We start from the raw sequence: 15,037 nt of genomic DNA on the forward strand, positions 1-15,037 counted from the left end.
GGAAATGAAGTGAAACTATCGATTGGCGGATACTCATTTTTTAATACGATTCGGGAAGGGAAAATGGATATTTTCGGATATTTAGAGACTGTAAGGTATCGCTATGGTTTAGACAAAGTAGATTTTTGGAATGGACAATTTAGCTTGGATTTTTCAATCGTTCCTGATGAGGAATACGTGCAAAAGGTCCGCGAGGCGATGGATGAAAAAGGAATGACGCTCGTTAATTATGCTGTGGATGGCGCGCATATTTGGGATGCTGATCCGGAGGAACGTGAGCGTCTTTACGAAAGGGCTTTAGGACACCTAAAAGTAGCTGAAATACTTGGAGCAAAAACGGTTCGAATTGATACAGGGGGTGTATTTGGCAATAACCCTGAATTTGATATGAATATGAGTGACGAGCAATTTGAATATATCGTAAAAAGGTATCGAGAGTTTAGTAAACGCGGAGCAAATAATGGTTATATGGTTGGTCCTGAAAACCATATCGGTCCATCGTTAAGCCCTGTTCAAATGAAAAAGATTGCGGAAGCAGTGGACCATCCTAATTATGGAATTCTCTTGCATATCGGCCGGTGGAAAGAGGAAGCTGATAAAGGTGATGAAATGGTTGCACCTTGGGTTTATCATACACATTTTGATGCGAGTACTGCGGTAGCTGAAGATGCAGAAGAAAAAATAAGCATGTTGCTCGAAAATGGCTTTGATGGGTATTGGGGCATTGAATACAACGCTGATAAAAACCAATATACCGAAATAGAGTGGATCATCGGAACAGTAAAGCGGCTTCTAGTTAACCTAAAACGATAATAAGGGGGAGAATAGATGAGAAAGATTAGGATTGGGGTTATCGGTGTTGGTTTAATTGGGAAAACACACTTGAATAATTATTCAAAAATCGAAGGTGCAGACGTTGTAGCTGTTTGTGATATAAATGAACAGGAAGCAAGAAATGTAGCGGAGCATTTTAATGTTCCAAATGTGTACACTGATTTTCGGGAATTATTAAAGCGTGATGACATTGATGCTGTTGATGTTTGCTTGCATAATAATTTTCATGCCCCAATCACGATCGCTGCTTTGGAGGCAGGCAAACATGTTTATTGTGAGAAGCCGATTGCTGGCACATACTATGATGGAAAGAAAATGCTGGATGTGGCGAAAGAATGCGGTAAGCTGCTTCATATTCAATTAGCGACGCTTTATTTAAAAGAAACGAAGGCGGCGAAAATTTTAATTGATGGTGGAAAGTTAGGAAAGATTTATCATGCACGCAGTACCGGTTTTCGACGTAGGGGTCGCCCTTTTGTTGATGGTTATGGAACAAAAGCTTTTACAAGAAAAGAGACAGCAACAGGTGGTGCACTCATTGATATGGGTGTATATCATATTGCGCAAATGCTCTATCTTTTGGATACGCCCATTCCAAAACGGATTTCTGGAAAAGTGTATCAGGAGATGGAAATGGATCCTGCGAGGCGAGATGAGAGTGGTTTCAATGTCGAGGAATTAGCTCTAGGATTTGTTAAATTCGAAAATGGTTTAACGCTTGATATTATGGAAGCTTGGTCTGTTCATTTAGGTGGAATGGAAGGATCAAGTATTATGGGTTCTATCGGAGGGATTCGATTGTCTCCTTTCCAAGGTGGTCCTCAACCTAACGCCTTTAGTTTCCATTCAACTGTTTGTGATATGGATTTTGATAGTACGGTTGATTTGGATGCAGCAAATTACCGCTGGAGTACGCTTGGTAAAAATGCCGATGCATACGATTCCTCACAGCATCACTGGATTGCAGCTCTTCAAGAGAAAGTTGAATTGCTGCCTACAGCGGAAATTGCCTTACAAACAATGTTAATCAGCGAAGGAATTTATCTTTCAGATCAACGTGGGGAGGAAGTTTCTGTTGAGGAATTAGAAGTACAGTCTCAATCGACTTCAGTAACCGTTTAAAATATGATCCGGGTACGAATTAACCTTGAACTAAAGGATGAATCGTACCATCTTTGTTTGGTGGATAAGAAGGGAAATTCAATTGACAGAAAATAAGCCTTTATTAACTCTTAAATTATTTAACTTTTTTTTATATGGTTCCATTTCAATTTTAATGTCCTTTTTTCCTTTATATTTTCAAAAAGTGGGCTTTAGCACAGTGGCAATTGGCATGTTGATGGCAGGAGGCCCTTTCGTCTCCATATTCGCCAATCCCTTCTGGGGATACTGGAGTGACCGTCTGCAAAATATTAGACGTATCCTCATCATCATGTTATTAGGAAATCTATTCGTTGTTCAGTTTGTGTTTCAACTAAACTCATTAACATGGGTTTTTATTGCGATGCTTGCCTTCTTCCTCTTTCAAACGCCATTGTTTTCACAGAGTAATAGTTTGATTTTAAATGCGATCGAGGGGACTCCTTATAAATTTGGCGCATTTCGTCTTTGGGGATCCTTAGGATGGGCACTCATGGCAGTCGGTGCGGGGCCACTCATTGGTGTGATTGGAATTAAGAATTTGTGGATTGTATATAGTCTCATGCTTTTGCTTACGCTCTTTGTGAGTAGCAAATTGCCGCAGGGAAAGGTAGAAGGAGCAAAGAAAATTGCCAAAGGCGGATATGCCAAGGCCTTATTTGGGAACAAATATTTTTTAGTATTTGTTATTTTAGGTGTGTTAATTTCAGTTCCAAATTCAATGAATCAGACGTTTATTTCTTTATATATTGACCAATTGGGTGGGTCCGTTGTTTTAATAGGCTGGTCAGCTTTCCTAACAGCTATTTTTGAAATTCCAGTTTTTTTATTGTTCGACCGGTTTTTGAAAAAACGCACTTCTACGATGATCGGCTGTTTAGTTTTTGTTAGCTTATTATTTGTTTTACGCTGGATTCTCATGTCCATGGCGACAAGCCCAATACAAACTATTTTCATTCAAATGTTGCACAGTATTTCGTTTGGCGGATATTACTATATTGGCACGACCTTGACGGCGCAATTAATCCCCGTCGAATTGAGGGCAAGTGGCCAAGCGGTATACGCACTCACATGGGGTGGGATATCTGGAATCATTGCAGGGATCATGGGTGGCTGGATATTCCAAGAGTTAGGTCCGAAGACAATGTATCAGGTCAGTACGCTCATTGCACTCTTCGGAGTAGTTGGATTTGCGGTTATGTGGCAGCAAGTCCGCAAGAGTGGAACACATCAAGAGGAAAGTCAACTTTCAACAGGTGGATAATCTATCTTAGAAAAACAGGATGATTATTTATAAAGGGAGTTAATCAATTCATGGTCCAAGTCGCATTTGATTTGGGCCTTTAATTTTTTGTGGATTTAATAAGGGACGTATCAAGGTGACAATGCTTTTGTCATATTGCTTTCCTAATAAGGCGCAAATTTATTCATCCATTGACGCTAAAAGAGGAAAAAATCGCTTATACGGTAAATCGCACATGGTTCCATTACCTTTAAAAAGTTTAAAATGCTCTAACTGGTAAAAGGAAGCGTAAAATTAATATAACTATAAAAAAATTAATGTACCACATAATTGAAACTTCCTTCAATTCAGACTATTTAAGTGTATAATATTTTTATAGAACCTAGGATTGATTTTATATTTTCACCTTATGGTAGAAAGGCAGTGTGTATAATGAAGGTCAATCTTTCAGAGTTAACAACAGAACAAATAAATGAAGGTACACAGAACTTGGATAAGCTTTCAACGCTTGAAGTTATCCAATTAATGAACGAGGAAGATAATAAAGTAATTGAGGCTGTTCATGCAGTTCTTCCGAATGTGGCCAAAGCTATTGACGCTATTCATCTGGCATTTAAAAAAGGTGGTCGCCTTTTTTACATTGGGGCTGGGACAAGCGGGAGGCTGGGAATTCTTGATGCAGCCGAATGTCCACCCACTTTTTACACGGCTCCGGAAATGGTGCAGGGGATTATGGCTGGTGGCAATCAAGCTGTTTTTTCGGCTGTCGAGGGTGCGGAAGATGATCATGAAGCAGGTAAAAAAGATTTAATGGATAAAGGAATTACAAATAATGATGTTGTCGTGGGAGTTGCGGCAAGTGGGAGAACCCCTTATGTAATGGGTGCCTTACTTTATGCAAAAAAAATCGGAGCAGCCACTATCGCTCTGTCATGTAATAAAAATGCGAAAATTAGCCCATTAGCGGATTATGCCATTGAAGCAATTGTAGGACCAGAAGTGTTAACAGGCTCGACAAGATTAAAAGCGGCTACTGCCCAAAAAATAATTTTGAATATGTTCTCGACAGTTTCAATGGTGAAGTTGGGGAAAACTTATGGGAATTTAATGGTGGATCTTCATCCCAGCAATGAAAAGCTTGTTGAGCGTGCCCGGAATATGTTGATGACGATCACGGGAAAGTCGTATGAGGAAGCTACCCAGGCATTAAATCAAACCAATTTAAAAGTGAAGCCGGCGATTGTCATGCTACAGGCAGATGTATCCTATGAAACCGCAAAGCTAGCCATTGAAAAATCGAATGGATTTGTACACGAGGCAGTTCTGATCGCTTTAAGGGATAATTCTTCTTTATTGAAGGAGAAATAAAAAGTTAATTTGATACTTCTTAATAATAAATCGGTTCCACTGAGATGGGTGCTCTAAAGGTTATTTTCGGGGCACTCTTTTTTGTGCAAAAAGAAATATAAGCGAGGTTTGTCGTGAGATAGCAGCGTTTGTTATAGTTTAGTGAATTATCCAAATTAATAAAACAATTTGAAAATAATGTTGACCCATCAACCTGACAATGTTTATAATAACTTTACTAGGCAATGTTAACCTTTGGAAAAAGGAGTTGGTAAACAAATTATTGTATGCGCTTACATAAAATTTTAAAAAATGGGGGATCAAAACATGAAAGGAAAAAAACCGTATATTCTATTAAGTCTCTTGCTTTGTATTTCTGTCATTCTATTTGGTTGTTCAACTGGTAGTTCCGGATCATCGGATGATAGTGGAAAAGTAACACTTGAATGGTGGAGTCATGATAACCCTTCCTTCGTTGCGGCCAATAAAAAATTTATAGCTGATTATGAAAAGGAAAACCCCAATATAAAAATAAAACTACAAATTTTCCCTTATGATGCTATGATGCAAAAATTGAAGGCTGCTTATGCGGGAAAAAATCCGCCGGATCTTGCTCAAGTTTTCGGAAGCTGGGTGCCGGAATATGCAAAAAATGGATTGTTATCGGAAGTATCTCCGGTAGATAGTGAGTGGGTAAAAGACAACTTCTACGAGCCTTCTTTAGGTTCCTATTCGATTGGGGATAAGGTTTTTGGTATTCCGCATGAATATAACTTGGAAAACGGCGGAATACTTGCTCACCCGGAAATGTTTGAAAAGGCAAATGTTGAGTACCCAGAAAATTGGGAACAACTATTGGACGTTGCACAAAAACTAACCATTAGAGACGGGGATAAAATTAAAGTAAAAGGGTTTGAATTTGTTAGTTCTGACAATGTAATGTTTACCTTATTCTCCTTGATATTACAACAAAATGGCACCTACCTAACTGAGGATGGTCATCTTAATTTATCTTCTCCTGAAGCGATAACAGCAATGACTGAATTAAAAAAGTTTGTTACAGATTATAAGATTACAGATTTGCTTGGGTTTGGTGAGACAGAAAGTCAGGATATGTTTTTTAAGAAACAGGCGGCGATGGTCATTCGTGGACCATGGACGATAGGAGTGGGAAGAGATAATTACAAGACGGATGATTTTGACTATATTCCGATGCCTTCCTTTACCGACAATCCGCCTTATTTTGCAGCAGAATCGGGCTGGGGAGAAATTGTTGCAGGGCAGAGTAAACATCAACAAGAGGCATGGGATTTTGTTAAATATATGGCAGAAAGTGATCAAGCAAAATTCTTTAATCTTACAACACTTTCTGTTCCTGCAAACAAAAGTGTGGCAGAAGATCCTAGTTTTTTAGAAGAAGCACCTCTTATGAAAGCTTCCTTGGATGTTCTACAATATGGTCAATTTATTGGTGAAGGAATTGATACAGACTATTTGAAAAAACAGCTTAATGACAATTTCCAATTGATCGCTACGGAGAAACTATCAGTAGAAGAAGGGTTAAAGAAGACTGAAGAGGCTGTTAATAAAATGATAGATAAACAAAAATAGGCACAGAATGTTTAAATAAAAGGGCTTTCCTATGGGCCAAGCACTTTAAAGGTGTCAGGCCCTAATGGATTTGCAATAAGGGAGGACATATGGATATAAGGCCTAACTCTAATAAAATAGTTAAAACAAAGGACAAAAGAAAGAAATCTGTACAATCTTTTAGAAGCCAACGTTTTATATTTTTATCGCTAACACCAATTTTAAGCCTTTTCATCCTTTTCTTTGCTATTCCAATTATTTGGGGACTTTTCTTATCTCTATTTCAATATAATCCATTACAATTGACTTCCCCATTTATCGGGCTGGAGAATTTTAAGGAATTGTTGGCCGATGATATTTTTGTAAAAACGTTAATGAATACCTTTCAATTTGTATTGGTAGCAGTAACAGTAAACATCGGTTTAACATTATTAATTGCCTTAGGTATAAATAAAATAAAGAGTGACTTTTTTAGAAATACGTTTCGGTTAGTTTACTTTTTGCCATGTATAGCTCCATTGGCTGGTTCAGCCGTCGTATGGTCGACGATTTTTAATAGTCAGTCAGGGTTGTTTAATGTGGTTTTAGAAAAAATGGGGTTTGAAGGTGTGATGTGGTTAACCGACCCGACAATAGCAATGTATTCAATTGTACTTATGACTCTATGGGCGGATATGGGTTTTAACATCGTTATTTTTCTAGCGGGTATCGATTCAATCCCAGAAACCTTTTATGAGGCGGCTGTATTGGATGGAGCTAATGGTTGGGATCGCTTTAAATATGTTACTTTCCCCCTACTAAATAGGACAACCTTATTCGTATTGATCATGACTTGTTTATCATATTTTCAGATGTTCCCTCAATTCCAAATATTAACGAAGGGCGAACCTCAAAATCAAACGCGCGTATTGGCTTTAGATATATATGACCATGCCTTTTTGTATATGAATATGGGCTACGCATCTGCAATAGCAACAGTTCTATTTTTGATTATCCTAGCCATTACCATTATTCAACTCCGTTTAGGAAGATCTAAATGGGAGTATTAGGGGGGAAACGATGAAAAAGAAAAATACTATTCCCTATATGATTATGTTTACGTTAGTAGCCATAGGCGCATTTTTAATGTTTGTCCCTTATCTATGGATGGTGTTATCGTCGTTCAAAAGTAATTTAGAAATCATCGAAGGCGGCACGAACATCTTCCCGAAAAACCCATCATTAGATGGATATAAAACGGTTCTAAATGAAGCACCATTTTTACGTTGGTTAATGAATAGTTTTATAGCAACGATATCGGTGACAGTTGTTACTCTTTTTACAAGCGCACTTGCAGGTTACATTTTTGCGAAATTTAAATTCAGGGGTCAAAAATTTTATTTTATCATTATATTAGCCACAATGATGGTTCCTTTCCAGGTAACCATGATTCCAACGTATTTAATTATCTCAGACTTTGGATTAATCAATAATATTTTGGCTTTGATAATTCCTAACTTGGTAAATGCTTTTGGTATTTTTTTAAGCAAACAATTTATTGAGGGAATTCCAAATGACCTAATAGAAGCCGCGAGAATTGATGGAGCAGGAGAGTTTAGAACATTTTGGAGTTTGATATTACCGCAAATAAAACCGATATTATCGGCCTTGGCCATTTTTACTTTCATGGCCACTTGGAACGACTATTTATGGCCTTTGATCGTTCTTAATGATCTGGAAAAAATGACGGTTCCATTGGCATTGGTATTTTTTAATGGACAACATGCTGTGAATTACAATGTAGTTATGTCTGCGGCGGTATTAATTATGATACCTGTGGTCATTGTTTTCTTAATTTTCCAAAAGCAATTCATAAAAGGAATGACATTAACAGGGTTTAAGTAATACAGTTTTTAATTATTTCGTGCGGAGGATAGCATTGTGAATAGAAAAAAAATCGTATTAATTGGTGCAGGAAGTGCCGTATTTACTCAAGGATTGGTTGCTGACTTCATAATGGCAAAAGGTTTTGGCCTTTGGGAAATTGCTTTAGTAGATATAAATGAACAAGCCCTTCATTCAATCACAACTTTAACTAATAAGATGGTAAAAGAAAAAAATGCCGATATAGTTATTACGTCTTCTAGTAATCGCAGGGATGTATTGCCGGATGCAGATGTTGTGATAACAACTATAGCTGTAGGTGGAAGGAGAGCTTGGGAAAATGACGTAATAATACCTAGAAAATATGGTATTTATCAACCGGTCGGTGATACTACAATGCCAGGTGGCATATCAAGAGCTTTACGAATGATACCTGTCATGATCGATATTAGTAAGGATATAAAAGAACTCTGTCCAGATGCACATTTTATAAACTATTCAAATCCTATGACCGCCATTTGCCAGGCTATTCAAAAAGTAACGGGTGTAAATGTAACAGGATTATGTCACGGTGTAATTCATGTAGAACAATACTTGGCAAAGTTTATTAATGCCAAAAATTCTGAAGTGAAATCATTAGGTGTAGGAATAAATCATTTAACCTTTCTTTATGATTTACGCATAAATGGAAAGAATGCATGGCCAATTATTGATCAAGAGCTTTACAGACAAAAGAAAATGGAGCCTGGTTCTTCACTTGGCAAAGAAGAAAAAATACTGTATGAAAATTCATATAAAAATAATCAATTTTCGTGGTCTTTCTATGAACGCTATGGTGTATTCCCCGCTGTTTTAGATCGCCATGTCACTGAGTTTTTCCCAGAGCATTTTCCTAATGGTAAATACTATGGAAAGGTTTTGGGAAAAGAGGTATTTTCATTAGAAAGTGTTATTGCTGAAGGGGATAAAATTTACGAAGAAATGCATGAACAAGCACAAGGTAGGCTTCCGTTAGATGAGAAGTCCTTTAAGCGTACTGAAGGTGAGCACGAACAACTAGTTGAGATACTAAGATCTATTTATAATGACGAGAGAAAAATATTTTCAGTTAATTTACCAAACGAAGGTGCGGTACCGAATCTTCCCGCACATGCAGTATTAGAATTACCAGCTGTTGCAACGGGAATGGGTCTTATACCACTTCATATCAATGACTTCCCCGATGAGCTGGCATTAATCCTTAGAAAACGCATTCATGTTGTTGATCTTACAGTTGAAGCAGCTTTAACAGGAAAAAAATCTTTACTTGTAGAGGCAATGGTAGCCGATGGTGCAGTGGATAGTAAGGAAATGGCTAATAGTCTTGCGGAAGAATTACTAATCACAAATAAGCAATATTTACCCCAATTCAATTAACTAGTATGGTCTAGCCTTTACATTATTAGAATGCGTCGGAAAGGGGCCATTATGGATAGGAAACTTGATCATGAAAGTATTGTCCCTTTATATCACCAACTAAAAGAACTATTAAGGGAAACAATTGAAAAAGGAGTAAGCAAGCCGGGGGATAAAATCCCCTCGGAAAAGGATATATGTGCACAATTTAATATCAGTAGGAGTACTGCAAAAAAAGCTATTGAAGATTTAGTGCAGGAAGGAGTCCTTAATCGCATACAAGGAAAAGGTACATTTATTGCTAAGCCAAAACTAGAACAATCATTATCAGGTTTTTATAGCTTTAGCAAAGTTATGCAGGAAAAAGGATTAAATCCTAGAGATATTATTCTTGACATGAAAATTGTAGAGGCAACACCAAAAGTTACAAGAAAGTTAAAATTAAAACCTGATGAAGAAGTGATAGAGCTAAAAAGATTAAGATGTGCTAACAATGAACCTATTATTTTTGAAACATCTTATATTCCTGAAAAAATTGTTCCCAAAATTTCGCCTGAGAGCATACTTGAAAATTCCTTATACGATGTAATGTTTAAGGAGTTTGGGATTATAGTTGCAAAAGCTAAAGAAGTATTTGAGCCCATTTTAATTCAGGAGTATGAAAGAAAATATTTAGAAGTTAAAGAAGGCTATCCAGCTCTACTGTTGGAGAGAATAGCGTATGATACATATGAGAATCCAGTAGAATATTGCCATTCTATAGTGAGGGGAGACCGCTGTAGATTTTACACTGAGCTAATATAAAATAGTCTTTTAATTACAAGGTTAGAAGGAATCATTTATGTATATTTGGTCCAATACAACCGAGTATAGTTCTATTTGGGAAGGAAGAGGCAAACAATTAGCCCCTTCACTCATTCCCCCAAAGAAACTCAGCGATCAGTTTGTCGACTCCTTTATGTTCGTGTAAACCGGAGTGAGTAGCTTCAGTGTCATTCATAACAATTTCCGTGAATTGGCTTGGAGGTATAATATCGCGATTACCTAAAGCACTATATTGGGAAACAAGACCGTCGCCTGTTACAGGATCATTGATTACGCCCGCTATGGAAAGTACGGGTAGACGATCAGGAAAACTGCCTTTATTCTCAACGAGTTTTTTAAGCGCTGCAGAAGTTGGTTTCAAATCAATCAGTGCTGCGCCGTAATTTTGTTTGAAATAGTCTTCACGGTCAATACCTTTAAATGGACTGCCAATCGTGACAAGCTTGATGGCTATCGGATAATCCGTATTTCCAGAGACGGATTCAAGGTAACTTGTCCAAGCTAATCCGCCCATGGAATGTCCAACAAGATTGACTTGTTGAATGCCGTGTTGTTCCTTCAAGATCTTCATTAACTTTTTTAACCACATAGTTTGATCGCTGATCTGTGCACGATTATTTTCAAAAATCACTTGGATAAAAGGATTATGCACATCCTTTGGCACGGATCCTTTCATAGAAATCCGTCCGTTTTTTCTAACATGAACGACCATTGTTGTTGTACCTAGTTGGTCTGATTTCAATCTTTCAAGCATAGTGGAAAAAGACCGTTCGCTTCCTTTATAGCCATGTACAAAAACGGTTGGAACCGCATCATTAAGTTCGGCTGCCGTTTTTTTACCTTCTAGCATTTTAGGTCGAAAGAAAACTAAGCCAATGATAATAGCAACTATGAAGAATAGGCCAATGCCTCTATATTTTTTTCTCATTATTAACCCCCTGGTTTCATCTTTATTATATTAACATATATTGGGAAAGACTAGAGGGAGAATTTATGAAATGTTGGAGTTAAGTTCGATGTAGACATAGCCAAGCCAAAATGCATAGGCTACATAGTAATTAACAAATGGGGAGTGACGATGTGGACGGACAAATTTTGCGTTACTTTGCCGGTGGCAATACAGCGAAGGGGTTTTACAGTTTGTTTGATTCAAATATACAAGGTCTAGAACGCGTATTTATTTTATCAGGCAAATCAAAAGCAGAGAAATCGCAAATGATTAGCGAACTTGCTGATGAATGGACAGGAAAAGGATTCTCACTTGAGGTGCTACATAGCGCCGATAACCCCGCTGATCTGGATGGACTCATCATCCGGGAGCTTGGCTTTGGTATCGTTGACGGTGATGCTCCTCGAGAAATCAGTAAAGAATATATGGGTTCCCATTGGGAAACGATCGATTTGGAAACGGCTTGGCCGACAGCAAAGCTGGAAGACCAGCTCCCGAAAATTAAATTTTTACAAGAAAAATTAAGTGAGGCTAAATCTCAAGCCTATCATTCTTACGCAGCTGGCCTCCGCGTTCATGATGAATGGGAACATATTTATATTGAACGAATGGATTTCAATAAAGCGAATGATGTTACTCGGAAGCTACTGGAAAAGCTCTTTACACATAAGAAAGAAAGTAAGGATTGTACCGTTGTACACCGATTTTTAGGCGCAGCAACACCAGTTGGCCCCGTTGATTTCGTAGATAATATTACAACAGGTTTAACAAAAAGATTCTTTTTAAAAGGCCGGGCTGGAACTGGGAAATCGACTCTATTAAAGAAAATTGTTGCTGAAGGGGAAAATCGTGGCTTCGATCTTGAAATTTATCATTGCGGATTTGACCCTGGAAGTCTTGATATGGTCATTGTTCGCGAACTAGGTTGGGCGGTATTCGATAGCACTCTGCCCCATGAGTATTTTCCAAATGAAAATGGAGATCAAATAATTGATATGTATGAGTTGACCGTCTCACCGGGTACAGACGAAATGTTTGCGAATGAAATTGCTGAAATAGAATCAAGATACCGTGAGAAAATGAGCGATGGAAAAAGGTATTTAGCAGAAGCGAAGCAAATCCAGGATCAGTTGGAATTCATTTACAAAGATGCTTGTGAAAAAACATTTTTAAAAGAATTAATTGAAGAGATCAATGTTGAAATTCAATTGCTTGCACTCAATCATTGACCACAAAATACGATAAGGCAGATAAATCATCTGTCTTTTTTGTTTGCTTTTCAATAAAATATTTGTATTTTCCCAGTAAACATTTTAATGTGTATGTGATATATTATGTATGAGGACTTGATTTATTATAGGTGAGTGTCCTCTGTATAAATACAAATGTATATAAAACGCTTACAAGATAAAATTTTATCATAATGGAGGGATGGACATGTCCAGTCAAACACTTAATCAATTTTTAACAGATAATCTAGCTGCGTTACGTGAACAAGGACTTTATAACGATATCGATACAGTGGAAAGTCCAAATGGTCCAATTATAAAAATAAATGGTAAAGAGCAAATCAATTTATCTTCCAATAACTATCTTGGCCTTGCGACAGATGAGCGCTTGAAAAAAGCTGCGCTAGATGCCGTCAGTGAGTGGGGTGTTGGAGCTGGTGCGGTACGGACGATTAACGGTACGTTAGATCTTCACATTAAGCTTGAGGAGAAATTGGCGGAGTTTAAAGGAACAGAAGCGGCTATTTCTTATCAGTCAGGATTTAACTGTAATATGGCAGCGATTTCAGCTGTGATGGATAAAAATGATGCAATATTATCTGATGAATTAAATCATGCCTCGATTATCGATGGCTGCCGCTTGTCAAAGGCGAAAATCATTCGCGTGAATCATTCGGATATGGATGATTTACGCCAAAAGGCTAAAGAAGCACGAGAATCAGGACAATATAACAAAATTATGGTCATTACAGACGGTGTTTTTTCCATGGATGGTGACATTGCCAAGCTCCCGGAAATCATTGAGATTGCTGAGGAATTTGACTTAATCAGTTATGTTGATGATGCCCACGGTTCGGGTGTGCTCGGAAAAGGTGCAGGGACAGTGAAGCATTTTGGTCTTCAGGATAAAGTTGATTTCCAAATAGGCACTTTGTCGAAAGCGATTGGCGTTGTCGGCGGTTATGTAGCAGGGAAAAAAGACTTGATTGACTGGTTGAAAGTTAGATCACGACCATTCCTATTCTCGACTGCGGTAACACCAGCTGACGCCGCAGCTGCAACGAAAGCAATCGAACTATTAATGGAAAGCACAGAGCTGCATGATCGTCTTTGGGAAAATGGCAACTATTTGAAAAAGGGTTTGAAAGCATTGGGCTTTAATATTGGGGACAGTGAGACGCCGATTTCCCCGTGCATCATTGGTGATGAAAAAACAACTCAAGATTTCAGCAAACGTCTATATGAAGAAGGTGTCTACGCGAAATCCATTGTGTTCCCAACAGTACCAAAAGGAACAGGGCGTGTTCGCAATATGCCGACAGCGGCCCATACGAAAGATATGCTTGACGAGGCAATCGCCATTTATGAAAAGGTCGGCAAGGAAATGGGAGTTATTTAACTTTATTCAGCAGAAGTCTCTAAGCGATATAAGTGGTGAGATCGATGCAAATCCAATTCAGTGGGGGGGTCAAACCCCTGCTGAATAAAGTTAAGCCTCCGGCGGATGCCTCAGATTTTTTAAAGGAATTTATCGAGCAAGCTCGATAAAAATCTGGGCGCAAATACGCCAAGGCGAATTTGATTTCTGCAGCGTATATGTGGTAACTAAATCCGCATCAGGGGGAATTCAGATGAAAAAAATAATGGTAACCGGTGCTCTTGGACAGATCGGTTCTGAGCTGGTTGTAAAACTGCGCAATGTGTACGGGAAGGAAAATGTGATTGCGACAGATATTCGCTCATTCGGCTGTGAGGCTGTTTTATCAGGTCCGTTTGAAATTTTGGATGTGACAGATGGAAATCGTATGGTTGAATTAGCTAAAAAATATGAAGTGGATACGATGATTCATTTGGCAGCGTTATTATCCGCTGTTGCTGAGGCAAAACCTTTAATTGCTTGGAATTTGAACATGGGTGGCCTTGTGAATGCCCTTGAAACTTCTAAGGAGCTTGGTTTGAAATTCTTCACTCCGAGCTCAATCGGCGCATTCGGCCCTTCGACTCCGAAGGAAAAGACCCCTCAAGATACTATCCAGCGCCCGACAACAATGTATGGCGTCAACAAAGTTGCCGGTGAGCTGCTATGTGATTACTATTTTGCTAAATTTGGTGTTGATACACGAAGTGTCAGGTTCCCTGGATTGATTTCTTATGTTGCTCCTCCCGGAGGGGGAACCACAGATTATGCCGTAGAAATCTACTATGATGCAATTGCAAAGGGACGGTACAATTCTTTTATTGATAAAGGGACGTATATGGATATGATGTATATGCCTGATGCATTAAACGCAATTATTGATTTAATGGAAGCGGATCCAGCGAAATTGAAGCATCGCAATGCCTTTAATATTACGGCGATGAGCTTTGATCCCGAGGAAATAGCCGCCGAAATTCGCCGTCATCTGCCGAGCTTCGTACTCGGCTACGCAGTCGATCCAGTCCGTCAAGCGATTGCAGAAAGTTGGCCAAACTCAATAGATGCCTCAGCTGCTCGTGAAGAATGGGGATTTAAAGCGGAATACGACTTAGCGAAAATGACCACACATATGCTCGGTAAAATCGGGAAGAAAGCAATCGCAGAATAGAGGTCGGCCTAGCATTTGGATGCTAGGCCGATTTGTA

At 38.5% G+C, this 15,037-nt stretch carries 13 protein-coding genes; 12 read left to right on the forward strand and 1 reads right to left on the reverse strand.

Annotated elements, in window-relative coordinates:
* The first annotated feature begins 9 nt into the window (after positions 1-9).
* The 9 genes from KHA88_RS11160 to KHA88_RS11200 all read left to right on the forward strand — a co-directional run bounded on the left by KHA88_RS11160 (position 10) and on the right by KHA88_RS11200 (position 10,216).
* Entirely contained in the window at positions 10-813 is an 804-nt protein-coding gene (locus KHA88_RS11160; protein WP_213107704.1) for a sugar phosphate isomerase/epimerase family protein, read from the forward strand.
* A 15-nt stretch (positions 814-828) separates the two neighbouring features.
* The gene (locus tag KHA88_RS11165; RefSeq protein WP_213121959.1) at positions 829-1,956 is read left to right on the forward strand and encodes a Gfo/Idh/MocA family protein; all 1,128 of its coding nucleotides are present in this window, start codon (positions 829-831) and stop codon (positions 1,954-1,956) included.
* 37 nt (positions 1,957-1,993) lie between these two features.
* Entirely contained in the window at positions 1,994-3,238 is a 1,245-nt protein-coding gene (locus KHA88_RS11170) for an MFS transporter (RefSeq protein WP_213121960.1), read from the forward strand.
* A 411-nt stretch (positions 3,239-3,649) separates the two neighbouring features.
* Positions 3,650-4,585, forward strand: coding sequence for an N-acetylmuramic acid 6-phosphate etherase (gene murQ / locus KHA88_RS11175; protein WP_213098527.1), 936 nt, complete (start codon positions 3,650-3,652; stop codon positions 4,583-4,585).
* A gap of 306 nt (positions 4,586-4,891) precedes the next feature.
* Entirely contained in the window at positions 4,892-6,175 is a 1,284-nt protein-coding gene (locus KHA88_RS11180) for an ABC transporter substrate-binding protein (protein WP_213121961.1), read from the forward strand.
* An 89-nt stretch (positions 6,176-6,264) separates the two neighbouring features.
* Positions 6,265-7,203: a carbohydrate ABC transporter permease gene (locus tag KHA88_RS11185; RefSeq protein ID WP_213107708.1), complete on the forward strand. Its 939-nt coding sequence runs from the start codon at positions 6,265-6,267 to the stop codon at positions 7,201-7,203.
* Between the two features lie 10 nt (positions 7,204-7,213).
* Complete coding sequence (locus KHA88_RS11190) at positions 7,214-8,038, forward strand: carbohydrate ABC transporter permease (RefSeq protein WP_213098524.1); 825 nt, start codon at positions 7,214-7,216, stop codon at positions 8,036-8,038.
* 36 nt (positions 8,039-8,074) lie between these two features.
* On the forward strand, positions 8,075-9,433 hold the full coding sequence (locus KHA88_RS21320; protein WP_213121962.1) for a family 4 glycosyl hydrolase: 1,359 nt from the start codon (positions 8,075-8,077) through the stop codon (positions 9,431-9,433).
* Between the two features lie 51 nt (positions 9,434-9,484).
* Positions 9,485-10,216, forward strand: coding sequence for a GntR family transcriptional regulator (locus KHA88_RS11200; protein WP_213121963.1), 732 nt, complete (start codon positions 9,485-9,487; stop codon positions 10,214-10,216).
* A 106-nt stretch (positions 10,217-10,322) separates the two neighbouring features.
* Here the strand turns inward: KHA88_RS11200 and KHA88_RS11205 are convergent, their stop codons facing one another.
* On the reverse strand, positions 10,323-11,165 hold the full coding sequence (locus KHA88_RS11205) for an alpha/beta fold hydrolase (protein ID WP_213098521.1): 843 nt from the start codon (positions 11,163-11,165) through the stop codon (positions 10,323-10,325).
* Between the two features lie 152 nt (positions 11,166-11,317).
* On the opposite strand from KHA88_RS11205, the gene KHA88_RS11210 reads away from it, so the two are divergent.
* The 3 genes from KHA88_RS11210 to KHA88_RS11220 all read left to right on the forward strand — a co-directional run bounded on the left by KHA88_RS11210 (position 11,318) and on the right by KHA88_RS11220 (position 15,000).
* Entirely contained in the window at positions 11,318-12,415 is a 1,098-nt protein-coding gene (locus KHA88_RS11210) for a PRK06851 family protein (RefSeq protein ID WP_213121964.1), read from the forward strand.
* Positions 12,416-12,623: 208 nt separating this feature from the next.
* Entirely contained in the window at positions 12,624-13,814 is a 1,191-nt protein-coding gene (locus tag KHA88_RS11215; protein WP_213121965.1) for a glycine C-acetyltransferase, read from the forward strand.
* Between the two features lie 232 nt (positions 13,815-14,046).
* Complete coding sequence (locus KHA88_RS11220; protein ID WP_213098518.1) at positions 14,047-15,000, forward strand: L-threonine 3-dehydrogenase; 954 nt, start codon at positions 14,047-14,049, stop codon at positions 14,998-15,000.
* Positions 15,001-15,037: the final 37 nt, after the last annotated feature.

This window comes from Lederbergia citrea (genome assembly GCF_018343525.1).
Classification (GTDB): Bacteria; Bacillota; Bacilli; order Bacillales; family Bacillaceae_C; genus Lederbergia; species Lederbergia citrea.